Genomic DNA, 19,260 nt, shown 5'->3' with positions numbered 1-19,260 from the left:
CGCTATCCAGAACCGCGCTGCGGGCGACGTGATGACGGCACGGACGTTTCCGTGTCGTGTCTGCGCGAGGAAGGACGTGCGGGATAGGAGACCGGGCGCGGAGGCCGCGGCGGGCTTACCAGGATCGTCACTGTTCGAGAGCGCTTCGCGCTCGAGAGCAGGAGCAGCCGTATCGCAGAACGTCGAGGAGTCTACGTCATGCGACCGGCCCGCGACCAGCGCCACGAGGGTCCGGTCATCCTGGCGACAGCTGCGCATGCCGCCGACAGCCTACGGGCATGACGTTCGACACCACCGGCCCTGCCCTGGCGGGCGTACATTGCCGCGGCATCCACCAGCCATGCCCGCAACGGGCGGAGTCGAACATGACCGCGAACACCCCGAGAATCCTTGCCCTGTCGCTGGCCGTGTCGCTGGCGCTGGGTGCCTGCAGCCGCGATGCCGCACCCGCTGCCGACGACAGCACCGCCACCGCGCCGGCAGCCGCCCCCGCCACCCCGCGGCTGGACGACGCGAAGCTGCCACCGGTCAACCGCTTCCAGATCACCGACCTCGACGACGCCGTCGGCGCCTGCCAGGACCTCAACGCGCATGCCAACGGCAAGTGGCTGGCCGCCAACGCGATCCCCGGCGACCGCACCAGCTGGGGTTCGTTCGAGATGCTGGTGGAGCGTTCGCTGGCCGCGCAGCGCCAGCTCGCCGAGCAGGCCGCGAACGACACCGGCGCCACCGGCGTGGCCAGGATCGTCGGCGATTTCTGGGCCACCGGCATGGACGAGGCCGCGATCGAGGCGCAGGGCCTGGCACCGATCCAGGACCGCCTGGATGCGATCGACGCGCTCGCCGACGGCACGGCCATCGCCGACTACCTGCGCAACAGCGCCGCGCGTGGCGAGAGCTTCCTGGTGAGCTTCGGGCCCAATGCGGACTTCAGGGATTCGAAGGTCAACATCGCCTATGCCGCGCAGGGCGGCCTGGGCCTGCCTGACAGGACCTACTACTTCGAGGCCACCCACCAGGACAAGCTGGCCGCCTACGAGCGCCATGTCGCCCGCGTGCTCGAGCTTTCCGGCGTGCCCTCCGATGCGGCAGCCGGGCAGGCCCGTGCGGTGGTCGCGTTCGAGACCAGGCTGGCCGACAAGTCGCGTTCGCAGGTGGAACTCGCGCGCGACGCGTCGCTGTTCTACAACCCGGTCACCCCTTCCGACGCCGACGCGCTGACCCCGAACTTCCCGTGGACGGCGTTCTTCGCCGCACAGGGCATCGAGGCGCCGGAGACGTTCTCGCTGGCGATGCCCGAGTTCCACCGGGAAGTCAACCGCATGCTCAACGAGGTGCCGGTCGACACCTGGAAGGCCTATCTGCGCTTCCATACCGTCGACAGCGCCTCGCCGTACCTGGCCCGCGACTTCGCCAACGCCAACTACGAGTTCTACGGGCGCACCCTGCGCGGCCAGCAGGAGATCGAGCCGCGCTGGAAGCGTGCGCTCAACACGCTCAACGCAAGTGCCGGCGAAGCGCTGGGCGAGATCTACGTGCAGGCTGCATTCCCGGCCGAGTCCAAGGCACGGATGGAAGAACTCGTTGCCAATCTGGGCGAGGCGCTGAAGGCACGGCTGGAGAACCTCGAGTGGATGGGCGAAGAGACGCGGGAGAAGGCGATGGCCAAGTGGGAGACCTTCACCCCGAAGATCGGCTACCCCGCCAACTGGCGCGACTGGAGCGGGCTTGCCACCAGCCGCGACAGCTACATCGGCAACGTGCTGGCCGCGCGCGAGTTCAATCACCGCTGGCAGCTGGGCAAGATCGGCAAGCCGGTGGATCCGGACGAGTGGTTCATGCCGCCGCAGACGGTCAACGCCTACTACAACCCGCAGGCCAACGAGATCGTGTTCCCGGCTGCGATCCTGCAGCCGCCGTTCTTCGATCCCGATGCCGACGACGCGCTCAACTACGGCGGCATCGGCGCGGTCATCGGCCACGAGATGATCCACGGCTACGACGACCAGGGCAGCCGCTTCGGGCCCACCGGCAACTTCGAGAACTGGTGGACCGGGGCCGACGCCAGTGGCTTCCGCAAGCTCACCGACCGCCTGGTGGCGCAATTCGATGCCTACGAGGCGGCACCGGGCCAGCATGTCAACGGCACCCTGACGCTGGGCGAGAACATCGCCGATCTCGGCGGCCTGGCGGTCGCCTACGACGCCCTGCAGCGCGCACGCGAGGGCGAGCAGGATCCGAACGTGGACGGCCTCACCCAGGACCAGCGCTTCTTCCTCAACTGGGCCACGGTGTGGCGCCGCAACTTCACGCCCGAGGAACTGAAGGTGCGGCTGGCGACCGACCCGCATGCGCCGGCGAATTTCCGTGCCATCGGCGCGCCGTCGAACCTGCCGGCGTTCGCCGCGGCGTTCTCGTGCGAGGCCGGTGCACCCATGGTCCGCGCGGGCGAGGAGCGCATCGTGATCTGGTGATCCGCCCGCACGAGAGGTGTGACGCGAAAGGCCGGGCCCGTCCCGGCCTTTCGCATTGCGGGCATCGCGACTCCGCCCCGCCTGTGCGCCGTCGATGCCTCACGCGGCCGCGGCTAAACTCCGCGCAGACCGCAGCCATGGAATCTGCAATGCCGATCGCCCCCCTGTCCGCTTTCCTCCGCCCCACCCTGCTCGCTGCCAGCCTCGTCATGCTGCTCGGCACCGCCACCGACGCGGATGCCCAGCGCCGTCGCGCCGCCGCGCCGAAGCCGCCACCAGGCCCGACCGCCTGCACCGACTTCTACAGCTTCCACAACAAGGACTGGCTGGCGGCCACCCCGGTGCCGGCGCAGGGCATGGTCACCGCGCTCGGTGAGCTGCAGCAGCGGTCGCTGCAGCAGCAGCGCGAGCTGCTGGACACGGCGATGCGCCAGCCGGCCAACCCCGTGCAGCAGCTCCTCGGCGACTTCTGGGCCAGCGGCCTGGACGAGGCCGCGGTGGAAGCCGATGGCGCACAGCCGATCGCCCCGCTGCTGGCGCGCATCGACGCGATCCGCCGCGCCCGCCACATCCCGCCGGCGATCGCCGCGCTGCACCAGGTGGGCATCCCGGTGGCGTTCAACTTCAACGCCGATGTCGACCTGGGCGACCTCGGCCGCCATATCGGCTACTTCACCCAGGGCGGCCTGGGCCTGCCGGACCCGGCCTTCTACACCCGTGGCGACGCCAACAGCCAGGCGCTGCTCGGGCGTTACCGCGAGTACGTGCGCAACATCCTGGTGCTGAGCGGCGTGCCGGAAGCACAGGCGGACGCCGCCGCCGGCCAGGTGATCGAACTGGAAACGCGCATCGCGCAGAAGTCGCCGTCGCTGGTCGACAGCCGCGACCCGCGCGCCAACTACGCCCGCGTGGCGGTGCGCGATGCCAGCCGCCAGTACCGCAACCTGCAGCTGGGCGAGTTCCTGACCGCACAGGGCGTCGAGGACGACGTGGTGTCGCTGGCACCGCCGGCACTGTTCGCCGACCTCAACACCTTCGTTGCGGGCCTTCCGGTCGATCAGTGGAAGCATTACCTGCGCTTCCACGTCGGCTCCGCGATGGCGCCGTATCTGTCGAAGCCCTGGCGTGATGCCGACTTCGCCTTCCGTGGCCGCCTGCTGCGTGGCGACACCGCGCCGGCCACGCGCGAGGTGTTGACGCTCGAGGCGATCAACAAGGCCGCGGGCCCGATGCTTGCGCGCGAATATGTCGCCCGCCATCTGCCCGCGGCGACCCGCGAGCGTGCCGACACCATCGCCACCCAGGTGCGCGATGCCCTGGTGCGCAGCATCGAGCGCAGCACCTGGATGACGCCGGCCACGAAGGCCGAAGCCCGGGCCAAGGCCTCGACCATCCGCATCGAGATCGGCGCACCGGTCGAGGATCTCGACTTCAGCGTGCAGCCGATGGGCCGCGGCAGCTTCGGCGGCAACATGCTGATCGCCTCGACCTGGCAGCGGCGCGAGGAAATGAAGCGCATCGGCCGCGCCAATGCCGACCGCCGCTGGGACGTGCTGCCGCAGCAGCCGGCGCTGGCCTACGACCTCGCGCAGAACCGGCTGATCGTCTCCGCCGCGGTGCTGCAGCCGCCGGTGCTCGACCTCGCGCGCACGCCGGAATCGCATTACGGCAGCTACGGCGCACTGGTCGGCCACGAGCTGGGCCGCAGCGTGGACATCCGCGGCCGTGTCGTGGATGCCAGGCAGGACGCACGGATGTGGTGGAGCCCCGAGGACCTGTCCGCCTGGGAAGGCATCGCGTCGCGGCTGGCGGTGCAGTACAGCGCCTATCCGTATCCCGGGCTGACCGCGCTCAACGTCGACGGCACCCGCACCCGCGACGAGAATGCCGCCGACCTCGCCGGGGTGGAGCTGGCGCTGGACGCGTTTACCACCGCCAATCCCGGCGCGACGCCCGAGGCCTCGCAGCAGTTCTTCGCGGCGTGGGCGGAACTGTGGCGCCAGCAGGCGGCACCTGCCGCGGCCCAGCACGCCGCGATGACCTCGCCGCATGCGCCGGGCCACTGGCGCACCAATGGTCCGCTGGCCAACCTGCCCGCCTTCGGCACCGCGTTCGCGTGCGACCCCGGCGCGCCGATGCAGCGCACCGAGGCGGAGCAGATCCGCATCTGGCGCTGAGGGTCTGTAGCGCTCCCGCCATGGGCTGGAGCGCTCCTGCCGCCGATCAGCGCGGATGGACGCGGCCAAGGCAACCCGCAAAAAAAGAAGCGCCCCACGGGGCGCTTCTTTTTCATCCGGGAAACGCAGGCAGGAGGGCATCGCCCGCCCCGGCTCACTCCTCGCTCCGCCCCGCTTCAATCCGCCCCGCTTCAATCCGCCTTGATCGCGTCATCCGCGGCAGACCGCTTGCATCCACCGGCCACGCTCAGAACCGGCGCACATTGCCGCGCGGGCGCAGCCGCGGGCCGAATGGCGGACGCCCGCGCCACTGCTGGATCAGCAGCCAGCCGAACAGCATGCCGCCGAGGTGGGCGAAGTGCGCCACGCCCGAGCGGGTGCCGGTGATGCCCATCAGCAGCTCGATCGAGCCGTAGACGATCACCAGCGTGCGCGCCTTCATCGGGATCGGCGGGATCAGCAGCATCACCCGGCGATGCGGAAACAGCATGCCGAACGCCAGCAGCAGGCCGAACATGCCGCCGGAGGCACCCACGGTCGGGTATGCCGCGCCGCCGGACGCCAGCGACCAGCTCACCACCACCAGCTGGCACAGACCTGCGCCGACCACGCACACCAGGTAATAGGTCAGGAACCGCTTCTGCCCCCAGGTGTATTCAAGCTGCGAGCCGAACATCAGCAGCGCGAGCATGTTCACCAGCAGGTGCGCCATGTGGGCGTGCAGGAAGCCGTAGGTCAGCAGCTGCCACGGCATGAAGCCCAGCCCGCCGACATCGGCGCCGCCGAGCGGCCACAGCATCAGCGGCGCGAACAGCACACTGCCCAACAGCAGCTGGGCCACGAATACCGCACCGTTGAGGATCAGCAGGATCTTCGTCGCGGGGGGGAGATTGAGGAACATCCGGGCTCCTGGTGAACGGCGCCATGATACCCGCCGCCAGTGAGCGCCGGCTCACCGCACGGATCCCCGTGTCACCCGCCCGGACCCCAGACGCGGCTGTCGAGGTCGGCCTTCACCGCCTGTCCGCGCACGCGCCCGGCCTCCATCCGCACGCCTTCGGCGCGCAGCCGCTGCAGCTGTTCGGTCCAGCCCGGGCTGCCCTGCGGGAACGCGATCCGCCCGTCGCTGCGCAGCACGCGGTGCCATGGCAACGATGGATCGGTGTTGGCGGCCAGCACGGTCGCCACCAGCCGCGCGCGCCCGGGCAACCCGGCGCGGCGTGCCACTTCGCCGTAGCCGGCAACGCTGCCGGGCGCGATCGCCCGCACCTGCGCGAGGATGCGCCGTACCCGGTCCGCCGCCGTGTCATCCGTCACCCGCTCTGTCCCCCGTCATGGCCGCACGGACGATTCCGGGCCTAGGATAGGCGCAAGCCCGGCGGCCGGGCCTGGAGATCGGCCATGCAGACCTTCGAACGCATCCGCAGCCAGCTGCGCAGCGCGGACTTCAACATCACCATGCAGGAGCCGTACGTGGTCTGCGTGGAACTGTCGCTCGACAACGGGCACCGCCACCAGGCGATCTTCCTGTCCGAGCTGCACGACGACGACGGCCGCGAGTACCTGCGCGTGAGCACCGCGGTTGCGCCGATCACCGGCGTGGATCCGCGCCGCGCGCTGGCATTCAACTGGCAGAGCCGGGTGGGTTACCTCGCCATCGGCGAACTCGACGGCGTGCCCTACCTGCAGCTGTGCGAGAACCGCCCGTACAGCTGCCTGGATGCCGCGGAGCTGTCGCGGCTGGTGCTGGAGATCGGCGGCATGGGCGACCGCCTGGAACGCATGCTGACCGCGGACGGCGACCTGCTGTAGCAGGCCGCCGCGGCGCACCGGGGCTTATGCCCAGCCGAAGTTCTGCAGCAGACGGAACAGGCCGTAGGCCATGCCGCCCGACATCGGGATGGTCAGGATCCACGCCCACACCATCTTGTTGACCACGCCCCACTTGATCGCATTGAGGCGCTTGGCCGTGCCCACGCCCATGATCGCCGACGAGATGTTGTGCGTGGTCGACACCGGGATGCCCAGCGACGACGCCGCCAGGATCACCGACGCCGCACTGGTCTCGGCAGCGAAGCCATGGATCGGGTGCAGCTTGACCAGCTTGTGGCCCAGGGTCTTGATGATCCGCCAGCCGCCCGCGGCGGTGCCGGCGGCCATCACCACCGCACAGGTGATCTTGATCCACAGGTCGATCCCGCCCTCGGTCAGGGCCTCCTCCGACGGATGCAGGAAGCCCAGCGCCCACGGCAGGTTGTCCAGGGTGCCGGCCGCCTCGGCGCTGACCAGGGTCAGGGCCACGATGCCCATGGTCTTCTGCGCATCGTTCATGCCGTGCGCGAAGCCCATGCCCGCGGCGCTGACGATCTGCGCCTTGCCGAAGAAGCTGTTGACCCAGCGCGGGCGCGCCAGGCGCCTGAGCCAGCCACCTGCCGGCGCCATCGCCGCGATGACCGCGAACAGCACGCCCATCATCAGGAAACCGGCGGTGAAGCCGAGGATTGGCGAGCCGACCATCGGCACGATCACCTTCCACAGCACGCCGGCGCTGCGCCAGATCTGCTCGGCCGGCTCGGACCAGATCACCACGTCGAAATCCATCCCGGCCGCCGCCAGCGCGGCACCGATCAGGCCGCCGATCAGCGCGTGCGAGGACGACGACGGCAACCCGAACCACCAGGTGATCAGGTTCCAGATGATGCCGCCCAGGAGCGCACAGAGGATCAGCTGCGAACCGACGTCGACCACCCCGGCATCGATCAGCCCCGAAGCGATGGTCTGCGCGACCGCGGTCCCCGCCAGCGCGCCGATCAGGTTCATCGACGCGGCCAGGCTGACCGCCTGCAGCGGGGTCAGCACCTTGGTGGCGACGACCGTGGCGATGGAATTGGCGGTGTCGTGGAAGCCGTTGATGTATTCGAACACCAGCGCGGTCAGCACCACGATCAGGACGAGGGTCAGCATGGGGCGTGCTCCCGGCGCGCGGGCATGCGGAGGATCATGGCGTGCACTCCCGGCTCAGGAATTCTTGAGGACGATCTCGTAGGCGACCACGCCGGCCTCGCGGCAACGGTCGATCGCCTTTTCGAGGATCTCGAAGAACTCCTTGAGCAGGAACATCTGCACCGCATCCAGGCGGCCGGAATAGATGTCGCGGTAGAGCTCGAGCATCAGCCGGTCGGCCTCGTTCTCCAGCGCGCGCAGCTCGTCGCTGAGCTGCTTCATCGGCTCGAGCTTCATCTTCGGCAGCAGCTTGACCATCTTCACCACCACCCCGGCGGCCTGCTCGAGCATCGCCGCGCGCGGGGCGAAGTCGATGTGCTCGAGCTGCTGCAGCGCCAGCGCGTAACGGTCGGCGAACTTCTCGATCTGCTTGGGGATCTTGTACAGCGCCGAACCCAACGCCTCGATGTCCTCGCGCTCGATCGGGGTGATGAAGCTGTCGACCAGCGCCTGGCTGATCTTGTTGGAGGCCTCGCGCTCGCGCAGGCGCGCCAGCTTGAAGGCGTCCAGCGCGGGCGCGCGGTCGCTTTCACGCAGCATCTTGTGCAGCGCGGTCGCGGCGTCGTGGGCGGCCTGGGCGGCCTCTTCCAGCAGCGAGTAGAACTGGTTGCCGCGGCCGAACATGGTTTGCAGGGAGAACATCCGCTCAGTGCCTCGCGAAAGCCCGGAACGGGAGGCCGGGCGCGTCGGGCGCGAATTATGACGTTTTCATTGCATCGATGGGGACATCGTCATACCGGGCGGGCCCGCCATCCCCCGCGTCTTCCCGGCCGGCAGCCGCTGCCGCGCACAGGGCCCGCAGGAAGAAACGGCGTAACAAACTCCAAGTAGCGAGGCGGGACAGCTGCGACGGCCTGCAGCCGGCAGCTTCCACGGCACGCTCACGCGCGCTGGTATCATGCGCTTCCGCGCAAGCCGCGCCCTGCGACCCCGATGGACGAAGACTCCAGTACGCCGCCGAGACCTTCCGGCGGCCTCCCCGCTCTCCCCGATCAGGAATCCGGCCCATGCTGGAACTGCTGATCGTCCTGCTCCTCATCGCCTGCAACGCGTTCTTCGCGCTGTCGGAGATGTCGGTGGTCACCTCGCGCAAGGGCCGCCTCAAGCAGCTCGCGCAGACCCAGCGCACCGCCCGCCACGCGCTGGATCTCGCCGAGCATCCCGAGCGCTTCCTGTCGACGGTGCAGGTCGGCATCACCATGATCGGCATCCTCACCGGCCTGTTCGGCGGCGAGGCCATCGGTGCGCGCATCGGCGGCCGCCTGCTCGCGGCGGTGCCGGCACTGGGCGCGCAGATGCCGTTCTTCGACAGCACCTGGGCGCATGCGCTCGGCATGGTGCTGTCGATCGGCCTGATCACCTACCTCACCATCGTGTTCGGCGAACTGCTGCCCAAGCGCCTGGCACTGCTGGCGCCGGAACGCCTGGCCTCGGTGATCGCGCTGCCGATGATGTGGATCTCGCGCGTGGCGGCCCCGGTGGTCTGGCTGCTCAGTGCCAGCGTGCGCGGCATGCTGCGCCTGCTGCGGCTGGACCGCACCGAGGCCGCGCAGGTCAGCGAAGAGGAGATCCGGCTGCTCGTGAGCGAGAGCCACGAGCAGGGCGTCATCGACGATGACGAGCGCAACATGATGAACCGGGTGCTCAACCTGGGCGATCGCGATGCCGACAGCCTGATGACGCCGCGCACCCGCATCACCTGGCTGGATGCCGCCAAGAGCTTCGAGGAGAACCTGGCGACGATGCGCGCCACGCCGTTCTCGCGCTATCCGGTACTTCGCGGCAGCGATGCCGACGTCATCGGCGTGCTCGAGGTGAAGTCGCTGATCGACCGTCTCGACGAGCGTGAGTTCGAACTCTTCAAGTACCTGCGCGAGCCGCTGTTCGTCTCCGATTCGACGCCGGCGATGAAGCTGCTGGAGATCTTCCGCGAGGACCAGCAGTCGCTGGCACTGGTGGTCGACGAGTACGGCGACATCACCGGGCTGATCTCGGTGAACGACCTGCTGGAAGCGGTGATCGGCCGCACCCAGACCCGCGACGGCGCCGATGCCACCCCGCTGGTGGTGGAACGCGAGGACGGCACCCTGCTGGTGGATGGCGCGCTGACCATCGACCACGTGCGTGAACTGTTCGGCGGCGGCGCGTTGCCCAACGAGGAGCTGCACGACTACCACACGGCCGCGGGCATGACGATCGCGCAGTTCGGCCGCATCCCGCACACCGGCGAGTCGTTCCAGTGGGCCGGCTGGCGCGTGGAGGTGGTGGACCTCGACGGTCCACGCGTGGACAAGCTGCTGCTGCAGCGCCTGCCCGCGCCGGCGGCTGGCGATGACGACTGAGGAACCCGCGGCGCGCCACTCCGACGCCGGCCTGCGGGCGCTGCTTGCCGCGTTCTCGACGGGCGACCCCGACGAGCTGCTGAAGCTGCGCGACCTGCTCGCCGGGCTCGGCAAGCGCGTGTTCGGGATGCTGCTGTGCGTGGCCGCGCTGCCTGCCTTCATCCCGATTCCCGGGCTGGCCGGCGCGGTCAGCGGGCCGCTGGTGATGCTGGTCGGCGTGCAGCTGCTGATCGGGCTGCGCAGGCCATGGCTGCCGCGCTTCATCGCCGAGCGCGGACCGCACCGCCACAGCCTGGTGCGTTTCGAGCGACGCGTTGCCCCCCTGCTTGCTCGGATCGAGCGCGTGGTGCGCCCGCGCATGACCGCGGTGCTCGACAGCCGCCCGGGCACCATGTTCACCGGCCTGCTGCTGGTGGTACTGGGCCTGCTGCTGGCCTTGCCGATCCCCTTCACCAATTACCTGTTCGGCGTGCTGATGCTCGCCTACGCCCTCGCGCTGATCGAGCGCGACGGCGCCTTCATGCTGGCGTGCTGGTTCGCCGGACTGGTCGCCATCGCGGTGTTCGGGGTGCTTTCGGGCGCGCTTGCCGCCACCGCCGCGAGCTGGGTCGACGGCCTGTTCTGACCGCCCGCCTCAGCGGCACAGCGCGATCAGGTCCTGCAGCGGCATCGGGTGGCCCAGCCAGTAACCCTGGGCGAAATCGCAACCGCGCTCACGCAGCAGATCGGCCTGGGCCTCGGTCTCCACGCCCTCGGCCACCACGGTCATTCCCAGCGAATGCGCCATCGCGATGATCGCCGTGGTCAACGCCAGGTCGTCCGGATTGCGCGACGCTTCGGCAATGAAGCTGCGGTCGATCTTGACGCCGTCGATGGGCACGCGGCGCAGATGGCTCAGGCCGGAGAAACCGGTGCCGAAGTCGTCCAGCCACACCTTCACCCCGCGCCCGCGCAGCCGCCCGAGCAGCCCGCTCACGCGCAACTCGTCGCCGATCACCGCGGTCTCGGTCAGCTCCAGGTGCAGCAGCGCCGGCGGGTGGCCGGTGTCGGCGAGGATCTCCTCCACCTGCGCGGCGAAATCGCCGCCCCGCAATTGCCGTGGCGACACGTTGACCGCGAGGAACAGTCCGTCGGGCTGCCCGCACTCGTCGCGCCAGCGCACCGCATCGCGGCAGGCGGTGCGCAGCACCTGCGGCCCGATCGTCTCGATCAGCCCGCCCTGCTCGGCCACTTCGATGAACACCGACGGCGCGACCATGCCGTGCGCCGGGTGCTGCCAGCGCAGCAGCACCTCGGCGCCGACCAGCCGGTTGGCGCCGAGGTCGAACACCGGCTGGTAGGCCAGCGACAGCTCGCCGCGGTCCCAGGCGCCGCGCAGGTCCTGCTCCAGGCGCACCCGGCGCTCCACCGCCTGGTCCATCGCGCGGCTGTAGAAGCGGTAGCAGTTCTTGCCGGCGACCTTGGCCTGGTACATCGCGATGTCGCCGTTCTTCATCAGCGCGGTGGCACCGCTGGCGTCGTCCGGGAACAGGGTGATGCCCACCGAGATGCCGAGGTGCACCGGCCGTCCACGGACCATGATCGGCCGCGCCAGTTCCTCGACCAGCACGCCGGCCAGCAGTGACGCGGTCTCGCGCAGGTGCCCGGCGCGTTCGTCGCCCTCGAGCAGGATGACGAACTCGTCGCCGCCGAACCGCGACAGCGTGGCGCCACCGCCGAAGCGTTGGACGGTGTCGCGGATGCGTTCGGAGAACTGCACCAGCACCTCGTCGCCGGCGTCGTGGCCGAGGGTGTCGTTGACGCGCTTGAAGTCGTCGATGTCGGCGAACAGCAGCGCCAGCGCACGCGCGGCGCCGCCGGACTCGATCAGGCGCTGGTCGAGCACTTCGCGGAACGCCAGCCGGTTGGACAGACCGGTCAGCGCATCGGTGTAGGCCATCCGGCGGACGTCGCGGTCGTGCCGGCGGACGCTCTCGCTCATGCGCCGGAACGCGCGCACGAGGTCGCCGATCTCGTCGCGGCGCCGGCTGTCGGCGACGTCGACATTGAAGTTGCCGGCCTCGATCTCGCGCGCATAGCCGGCCAGCTGGCGGATCGGCCGCACCAGCGCGCGCTGGGCGAGCAGGCTCAGCAACACGCCGAGCGTCACCAGCGCCGCCAGCGACAGCGCGACCCCCTGCAGGTGGCGGCCGCTGATCTCCTCCAGCGAGCGGCTGAGGATCTCGTTGGCCGCCTCCTCGTCGGCAGCCACGTTGCGCAGCGAATAGCCCACGCGCAGGCCGCCCAGGCGTTCGCCGCCCAGCGCGATCGGCACCGCGATGTCGAGCACGTCCTCGTCGGACTGCACCACCGGCGCACGCGCGGCCAGCGCGGCTGCGGCGAACGGGTCGTCCATCGCCTGGCCGAAGCTCATGATGTCCGGCGAGCCGTCGTGCAGCACATCGCCGGTGGGCGTGTAGACCACCACATAGCTCACGTCCGGCTGCCTGCGGATGGTCGCCAGGATCTGCCCGATCGCCTCGAGGTCGAAGTAGTACAGCGGATTGACCAGGCTCTCGGCGACGCGCTCGACGGTGGCGCGCCCCTGTTCGGCCAGCCGCGTGTGCACCAGTGCGTGCATCGAGCCGCGGCTGTGGGCGAGCATCTCGCGCTGCATCGCACCCTGGCGCTGCAGGATCAGGCCGACCACCACCAGGGTGATCACCGTGGCCACCAGGATCACCGTGATCAGGCGCGCATGCAGGCCGTAGCGCAGGCTCACTCGACCTCCTCCACCACGCGTGCCACCGTCCGGCGCAGGTAGTCGAGCCCGGCCTCGTTGCGCGGATCGAGCGCGATGAAACGCGTAGTGCCGAAGAAATGGTCCAGCGCCTCGCGGGCGGCCGGGTCCGCGGCGGCCTCCAGCAGCACCTCGCGCAGCCGCGCGGCGACCGCAGGCTCGAGATCGCCACGCACCATCTCCAGCGCACGCGGGAATTCGCCGGTCTCGTGGATGATGCGCAGGTCGGGGCGGAAACTCGGCGACATCGTAGTCGGGCGCGCCCAGTCCAGGCTGCTCATCGCGCCCGCATCCACCAGCCCCTTGTGCACCCAGATGGCGATATTGCTTTCCGATCGCCCGAACACGAAGCCCACGCTGCCGGGCGCACCGTCGTCGGTGGGCGTGGGCAGCATCTCCATGGCCAGACCACGATCGAGCAGCTCCATCGCCGGCACGAAGTAGGCGCTGGTGGAGGCGCGGCTCTGCAGTGCGATGCTGCGGCCGCGCAGGTCCTCCAGCCGGGTGATCCCACTGTCGGTGCGGGCGAAGAACACGGTGTGATAGCGGCTGACGCCGTTGCGCTCGGCCAGCAGCAGCGCCCGTGCGCCGGCCTTGCGCTCCAGCAGCATCGCGCTGCCGGCGGTTTCGGTGAACCAGTCGACGCGCCCGCGGCGCAGGTAGCTCGCCATCTGCGCGGCATCGCGCGCCATCAGGATGCGGCCGCCGGTGATGCCGACGTCGCGCATCCGCGGCACCACGTAGTCGAGCAGCGGGCGCAGCTGTTCGTAGTGCTGGCGCGGGTCATCGCTGACGCGACCCAGCACCAGCTCGCGCGCCTGCGCGGCGGCGGTGAACGCCAGCAGCAACATGAGGGCAAGCCCGCAGATCGGGCGAGGGACCATACGTCGTGCTGCGGGCAAGTTGGGCTCGGACGTGCGTGCGGGTGGCGCCAGCCTAGCCGATGCCCTCGGGGCCGACAACGCGCCGACGACGGCGCCGCGCGTGCGTCAGTCGCGGTCCCCGCGGGCCGCCGCCAGCCGTGCCATGCGCTGGGCATCGGCGAGCACTCCGCGCAGCAGCCGGACCTCGCGTTCGTCGGGCTGCGCACGCAGGAACAACCGCCTGAGCTTGTGCATCGCGGCGTCGGGCGTGCGCCCCTTGTGGAAGTCGATCGCATCCAGCGTTTCCGCCAGCTGGCCGAAGAAGCCTTCCATCTGCGCGTGGCTCGCCGGCGGCTCCCGATGCCCGAGCGGCGACAGCGCGGCTTCACCGGCGCGATCCGCCAGCATCGCGATGCGCAGCTCGTACGCCAGCACCTGCACCGCCTGGGCGAGGTTGAGCGAGCTGTACTCCGGGTTGGCCGGGATGTGCACGGCGGCGTGGCACAGCTGCAGCTCGTGGTTCTCGAGCCCGGTGCGCTCGCGGCCGAACACCAGCGCGATCTCTCCATCGGCGGCCTGCACCAGCGCCTGTGCCGCGGCTTCGCGCGGAGCGAACTGGGCCAGTGCGATGCGGCGATCGCGCGCGGTGCAGCCCGCGACCCAGCGGCAATCCGCCACGGCATCGGCCAGGGTGTCGTGGAGCGTCGCGGCTGCCAGAACATCATCGGCGCCTGCCGCCATCGCATCGGCATCGGCATGCGGGAAGCGCTGCGGCGCCACCAACGCCAGGCGCGACAGGCCCATCGTTTTCATCGCCCGCGCGGCGGCGCCGATGTTGCCCGGATGCTGCGTGCCGACCAGCACGATGCGAATGCGTTCAGTTGTGGTGACGGCGGAATCCATGGGCCCAATGGTAAACTGCGCGACCGGCCACGACGCCGGCACGTTCTTTTTCCCTGTCGATCCCCACCGCGCCCGGAGCCGTCCGCGATGCTACAACCTGCTGTCAACATCATGGTCAAGGCGGCGCGCGCCGGCGGTAACGTGCTGCTGCGCCACATGCACCGGCTCGATGCCCTCAACGTGGTGGAGAAGGACCGCCTCGACTACGCCAGCGAAGTCGACGGCCTGGCCGAAGAGGCCATCGTCAAGGAACTGCGCCGCGCCCACCCCGACTACGCCATCCTCGGCGAGGAAGGCGGCGCGCAGAAGGGCCGCGGCGGCAACAACCGCTACACCTGGGTGATCGATCCGCTCGACGGCACCAGCAACTACCTGCGCGGCCTGCCCCACTGGTGCGTGTCGATCGCGCTGGTGGAGAACGGCGAGCCGCTGCACGCGGTGATCTTCGACCCGCTGCGCAACGAGCTGTTCACCGCGAGTCGCGGCTCCGGTACCCAGCTCAACGAGCGCCGCGTGCGCGTCGCCGAGCGCCGTGAACTTGCCGGGGCGATGCTCGCCACCGGATTCGCGCCGCGCGAGCGCGCGCGTGCAGGCGCGCAGCTGGAATGCATCCGCGAGCTGCTGCGCGACGCCGAGGACATCCGCCGCGGCGGTTCTGCGGCCCTCGATCTTGCCTACACCGCGGTGGGCCGTGTGGACGGTTACTTCGAGGCCGGGGTGAAGCCCTGGGATATCGCCGCCGGCGTCCTGCTGGTGCGCGAGGCCGGCGGCCGCGTGTCCGACTTCAAGGGCGCCCCCACCGGCCCGATGGACGCCCGCGGTACCGCCAGCCGGCAGATCCTGGCCTCGAACGTGCGCCTGATCGAGCCGCTGCAGAAGGCCATCGTCGCCTCGGGTTATGCCGCCACCTTCGGGTTGACCAGCGCATCGAGCGCGGCGTCCGGCTGACCGGCCGCCCCTTCCAGCAGCGAAGACCGATACGAAAGATCGCGCCGAAGCGCGGTCTTTTTGTTGTTTGGTCCATCTCCCAGCATCGGGGGAGGTCGTACGGCTGAAGTGCCCCGTGCGGCGCGGTGCCCGTCGTGCACACGAGCGCGTTGTCCTCGGTCTTCACGTGGCGGCGGTGGCGTAAAGCCGGAGTGCCGGTGCCGGTGCCAGTCCGGAGTTGGGGTGCCGGGGAGGCGCTTTCGTTCTGGGCTGCGCCGCCCGTCGCGCGCACCGGGGGTGTGCTCCCCCGGCCGGAGTCCGCGTCCAGCTACCACGGCCGGCCGCCGGCCATCCATGGCCGGCTGGGAGCACACCCCCCCGGTGCACGCCACGGGCACAGGCATTCGCTGGCTCCGGCACGGAAATCAACAGTGGTGGTGCAGGCGTCGCCTGCCGCTGACACGCCCGCCTCGTGCGTTCGGCAGTTCCGCTTGGAGGTCGGCAGGTGCGACATGGCCTCAACGCCGGTAGCGGCGGCAGCGGCGGCAATGGCGGCAATGGCGGCAATGGCGGTAGAAGCGGCAGGCCGAAAGTCGCCGCCACGACGGCCCTGGTTCTTCGCCGCTGAACTCTTCCGCAAACGCGACGACGGTTCGAAGCACGCTGCGGACGCAGGGGGATGTCCAGAGCCGGCCATGGATGGCCGGCGGCCGGATGTGGGAGCAGGACGCGGAGATATCCGGCTGGGCATCCCCCTGTGGCCGCGGCGGGCTGCCCGCGCCGCCGCCACCCGTGCTCCGGCTCCGGCTCCTGCTCCGGGTCGGCGCCTCGCTCGCAGACTTCGAGCTTGCTGGCTCAAGGCTCCGCTCTCGGACGGAACTCCCTCGACCGGCATAGGAACCAAAAAAAAGACCGCGCCGGAGCGCGGTCTCTTCATTTGGAGCCGACCACCAGTCAGGGCCGACGCGCGAGCGCCGCCTCGTCGCGCGCCTTGGGCAGCAGGTCCTGCTTGGTGACCCTGAGGAATCCGACGGTCAGCAGCGGGCAGGCCAGCAGGATCGACGACAGCGTGCCGACCACCGCACCACCCATCTGCGTCAACGCCAGCCCTTCCAGCGAGCCGCCGCCATACAGATACAGCGCGGCAACCGACAGGAAGAACACCGTCGAGGTGATGATCGTACGCGACAGCGTCTGGTTGATCGATCGGTTGAAGATCTCCAGCGGGTCGGCGCGCATGCTGCGGAAATTCTCGCGCACGCGGTCGAACACGATGATCTTGTCGTTGATCGAGAATCCCATCACCGACAGCAGGCCGGCCAGCACGGTGAGGTCGAATTCGCGCCCGGTCAGCGAGAAGAACGCCGCCACCACCAGCACGTCGAAGAGCGTGGTCGCGCTGGCCACCACCGCGAACTTCCACTCGAAGCGGAAGCCGATGTAAATGAGGAACCCGACGAGCACGAAGATCGCCGCCTCGACCGCACGTTCGGCGAGCTCGGCGGAAACCTGCGAACCGATCGACTCGCTGCTGAGCACGGCGGCCGGGTTGCCGGGCATGCTGGCGGTCTCGCGGACCTCCTGCACCAGGCCGGTGTTCTCGTCGACCGACAGCTGCTCACCCTCGGCCTGCAGGCGCACCAGCACGTCGGTGCCGGCACCGAAGGCCTGCACCTGCGCGTTGGCGTGCCCGCTGTCGGCCAGCCGCGAACGCACCGCCTCGATGTCGGCCGGCTGCTCGTAGCGCAGCGTGATGGCGGTACCGCCGGTGAAGTCCAGCGCGAAGTTGTAACCGTTGAGCGCGATGACCGCGATCGAGGACAGCAGCATCACGGCGCCGATCATGACCGCGACCAGGCGCACGCGCATGAAGTCGATGCGGGTGTCGTAGGGGATCAGCGAGAGCGGGAAGATTTTCATGGTCATGGTGTCCCGTCAGATCGCCAGGGTCTTCAGCTTCTTGCGGCGCGCGTAGATCAGCGTGGTGATGCCGCGGGTCACGGTGAGCGCGGTGAACATCGACGCGATGATGCCGACCACCAGGGTGATCGCGAAGCCGCGCAGCGGGCCGGTGCCGAAGGCGTAGAGCGCCACGCCGGCGAGGATGCCGGTCACGTTGGCGTCGAAGATCGATGTGGAGGCCTTGTCGTAACCGACCGCGATCGCCGCCCTGGGCGGCACCCCCAGCCGCAACTCCTCGCGTATGCGCTCGTTGATCAGCACGTTGGCGTCCACCGACAGACCGATCGAGAGTGCCAGGCCGGCGAAGCCGGGCAGCGTCATGGTGGCGCCGAAGATCGACATCACCGCCAGCACGATGACCAGGTTCAACAGCAGCGCGACCGAGGTGACCAGGCCGAACATGCGGTAGTACAGCATGAAGAACAACAGGGTGAACAGGAACGCGTAGGCCACCGCGGTGACGCCGCGCTCGACGTTCTCCTTGCCCAGGCTCGGGCCGATGATGCGTTCCTCGACGAAGTCCATCGGCGCCGCCAGCGAGCCGGAGCGCAGCAGGCGCGCGAGGTCGTCGGCTTCCTGCTTCTCCAGCCCGGTGGTCTGGAACTGGCGGCCGAACACCCCGTTGACGTTGGCCACCGAGATCACTTCCTCGCTGACCCGGAAGCTGCGCACTTCTTCGCCGTCGACCATGCGCACCTGCGGCACGCGCTCGACGTAGACCACCGCCATCGGCTTGCCGACGTTGGCGCTGGTGAAATCGAACATGCGCTTGCCGGCCGAGGCATTGAGGGTGACGCTCACCGCCGGCAGCCCGTTCTCGTCGTATGCGGACTGCGCGCTGACCATTTCCTCGCCGGTGGCGATGACGCGGCGGCTCAGCAGCACCGGGCCGCCGGTGCGGCGGTCGGTGTACAGGCGCGAGCCCGGCGGCACGATGCCGGTGCGCTGGGCCTCGACGGCATCGCCTTCGACCACCGCGTAATAGGCCAGCGTCGCGGTGGCGCCGATCATGCGCTTGGCCTCGGCGGTGTCCTGCACGCCGGGCAGCTGCACGACCACGCGGTCGGTGCCCTGGCGCTGGATCACCGGCTCGGACACGCCGATCTCGTCGATGCGGTTGCGCAGCGTGGTGATGTTCTGCTCGATCGCGTCGGCCGAGATCTGCTGCAGCTCGGAATCCGGCACGCGCACGGTGATGCGCGAACCGTCGACATTGCGGATCAGCGTCGGCTGGTCGGCAGCCAGCAGGGTGTTGGCGCGCGCGGCATCGGCTTCGGATTCCAGCACCGCGACGATCGCGCCGTCGGCGCGGCGGTCGACCGACTGGTAGCGGATGCGGTTGTCGCGCAGGATCGCGCGCGCTTCCTCGGCGTAGGCGTCCAGGCGCCGCTCCAGTGCGGCCTGCTGGTCGACCTGCATGACGAAGTGCACGCCGCCCTGGAGGTCGAGACCCAGCTGCATCGGCTTGGCGTTGAAGCGCGTCAGCCAGTCGGGCACAGTCGAGGCGAGATTGAGGGCGACCACGTAGTCCTCGCCCAGCGCGCTGCGCAGCGCGTCGGATGCGCGGGTCTGCGCGTCGAGGTCATCCAGGCGCACCAGCATGTTGCCGGCCTGCGCGTCGAGCTCGACTTCCTTCGCATCCACCCCGGCATCGGCGAGCACGGATTCCACCCGGCCGCGCAGGGCCTCGTCCACCACCACGCCACGGGTGGCGTTGACCTGGACCGACGGGTCCTGCGGATAGATGTTGGGCAGCGCGTACAGCGTCGCCACGAACACCACGAGAAGGATGAGTGCGTATTTCCAGCGGGGAAATTCGAGCATTGCGGG

15 protein-coding genes are annotated in these 19,260 nt (G+C 69.6%); 6 read left to right on the top strand and 9 right to left on the bottom strand.

Going from position 1 to position 19,260, the window contains the following annotated elements:
• Window positions 1-365: 365 nt before the first annotated feature.
• Together LDO11_RS05165 and LDO11_RS05160 are read left to right on the top strand one after the other, a co-directional pair.
• Window positions 366-2,474, top strand: a complete 2,109-nt coding sequence (locus LDO11_RS05165) for a M13 family metallopeptidase (protein WP_232140599.1) — start codon at window positions 366-368, stop codon at window positions 2,472-2,474.
• A gap of 149 nt (window positions 2,475-2,623) precedes the next feature.
• Window positions 2,624-4,651 carry a M13-type metalloendopeptidase gene (locus tag LDO11_RS05160; protein ID WP_232140598.1) on the top strand — a complete coding sequence of 676 codons (2,028 nt, stop codon included), beginning with the start codon at window positions 2,624-2,626 and terminating at the stop codon, window positions 4,649-4,651.
• A 247-nt stretch (window positions 4,652-4,898) separates the two neighbouring features.
• Here the strand turns inward: LDO11_RS05160 and LDO11_RS05155 are convergent, their stop codons facing one another.
• Together LDO11_RS05155 and LDO11_RS05150 are read right to left on the bottom strand one after the other, a co-directional pair.
• Window positions 4,899-5,552 carry a rhomboid family intramembrane serine protease gene (locus LDO11_RS05155; protein WP_129136205.1) on the bottom strand — a complete coding sequence of 218 codons (654 nt, stop codon included), beginning with the start codon at window positions 5,550-5,552 and terminating at the stop codon, window positions 4,899-4,901.
• A 71-nt stretch (window positions 5,553-5,623) separates the two neighbouring features.
• Window positions 5,624-5,968, bottom strand: coding sequence for an MGMT family protein (locus LDO11_RS05150; RefSeq protein ID WP_129136206.1), 345 nt, complete (start codon window positions 5,966-5,968; stop codon window positions 5,624-5,626).
• 84 nt (window positions 5,969-6,052) lie between these two features.
• Here LDO11_RS05150 and LDO11_RS05145 point away from each other — a divergent pair, with 84 nt between their 5' ends.
• The gene (locus LDO11_RS05145; RefSeq protein WP_129136207.1) at window positions 6,053-6,463 is read left to right on the top strand and encodes a hypothetical protein; all 411 of its coding nucleotides are present in this window, start codon (window positions 6,053-6,055) and stop codon (window positions 6,461-6,463) included.
• Between the two features lie 24 nt (window positions 6,464-6,487).
• On the opposite strand, the gene LDO11_RS05140 is transcribed toward LDO11_RS05145, so the two are convergent.
• Together LDO11_RS05140 and LDO11_RS05135 are read right to left on the bottom strand one after the other, a co-directional pair.
• Window positions 6,488-7,615 (bottom strand): inorganic phosphate transporter, encoded by a 1,128-nt coding sequence (locus LDO11_RS05140; RefSeq protein ID WP_232140597.1) that lies wholly within the window; start codon window positions 7,613-7,615, stop codon window positions 6,488-6,490.
• Window positions 7,616-7,669: 54 nt separating this feature from the next.
• Complete coding sequence (locus LDO11_RS05135; RefSeq protein ID WP_129136209.1) at window positions 7,670-8,296, bottom strand: DUF47 domain-containing protein; 627 nt, start codon at window positions 8,294-8,296, stop codon at window positions 7,670-7,672.
• Between the two features lie 365 nt (window positions 8,297-8,661).
• On the opposite strand from LDO11_RS05135, the gene LDO11_RS05130 reads away from it, so the two are divergent.
• Together LDO11_RS05130 and LDO11_RS05125 are read left to right on the top strand one after the other, a co-directional pair.
• Window positions 8,662-9,996, top strand: a complete 1,335-nt coding sequence (locus tag LDO11_RS05130; RefSeq protein WP_232140596.1) for a hemolysin family protein — start codon at window positions 8,662-8,664, stop codon at window positions 9,994-9,996.
• The gene (locus LDO11_RS05125) at window positions 9,986-10,621 is read left to right on the top strand and encodes an exopolysaccharide biosynthesis protein (protein WP_232140595.1); all 636 of its coding nucleotides are present in this window, start codon (window positions 9,986-9,988) and stop codon (window positions 10,619-10,621) included. The genes LDO11_RS05130 and LDO11_RS05125 overlap by 11 nt, the downstream gene beginning before the upstream one ends.
• A gap of 9 nt (window positions 10,622-10,630) precedes the next feature.
• On the opposite strand, the gene LDO11_RS05120 is transcribed toward LDO11_RS05125, so the two are convergent.
• From LDO11_RS05120 to LDO11_RS05110, 3 genes are all read right to left on the bottom strand, one after another.
• The gene (locus LDO11_RS05120; RefSeq protein ID WP_232140594.1) at window positions 10,631-12,757 is read right to left on the bottom strand and encodes a putative bifunctional diguanylate cyclase/phosphodiesterase; all 2,127 of its coding nucleotides are present in this window, start codon (window positions 12,755-12,757) and stop codon (window positions 10,631-10,633) included.
• Entirely contained in the window at window positions 12,754-13,659 is a 906-nt protein-coding gene (locus tag LDO11_RS05115; RefSeq protein WP_232140593.1) for a phosphate/phosphite/phosphonate ABC transporter substrate-binding protein, read from the bottom strand. The genes LDO11_RS05120 and LDO11_RS05115 overlap by 4 nt, the downstream gene beginning before the upstream one ends.
• 105 nt (window positions 13,660-13,764) lie before the next feature.
• The gene (locus tag LDO11_RS05110) at window positions 13,765-14,541 is read right to left on the bottom strand and encodes an RNA methyltransferase (protein WP_232140592.1); all 777 of its coding nucleotides are present in this window, start codon (window positions 14,539-14,541) and stop codon (window positions 13,765-13,767) included.
• An 87-nt stretch (window positions 14,542-14,628) separates the two neighbouring features.
• Between LDO11_RS05110 and LDO11_RS05105 the strand changes: the two genes are divergently transcribed.
• Window positions 14,629-15,489 carry an inositol monophosphatase family protein gene (locus tag LDO11_RS05105; protein WP_100322360.1) on the top strand — a complete coding sequence of 287 codons (861 nt, stop codon included), beginning with the start codon at window positions 14,629-14,631 and terminating at the stop codon, window positions 15,487-15,489.
• 933 nt (window positions 15,490-16,422) lie between these two features.
• Here the strand turns inward: LDO11_RS05105 and secF are convergent.
• Window positions 16,423-17,388: a protein translocase subunit SecF gene (gene secF, locus LDO11_RS05100; protein ID WP_129136213.1), complete on the bottom strand. Its 966-nt coding sequence runs from the start codon at window positions 17,386-17,388 to the stop codon at window positions 16,423-16,425.
• Between the two features lie 15 nt (window positions 17,389-17,403).
• Window positions 17,404-19,254: a protein translocase subunit SecD gene (secD, locus tag LDO11_RS05095; RefSeq protein WP_232140591.1), complete on the bottom strand. Its 1,851-nt coding sequence runs from the start codon at window positions 19,252-19,254 to the stop codon at window positions 17,404-17,406.
• Between the last annotated feature and the right edge of the window lie 6 nt (window positions 19,255-19,260).

The organism is Alterluteimonas muca (genome assembly GCF_021191595.1).
Taxonomy (GTDB): domain Bacteria; phylum Pseudomonadota; class Gammaproteobacteria; order Xanthomonadales; family Xanthomonadaceae; genus Luteimonas; species Luteimonas muca.
Note: the sequence above shows the minus strand (reverse complement) of the source record. Positions and strands in the feature narration are given on the sequence as shown.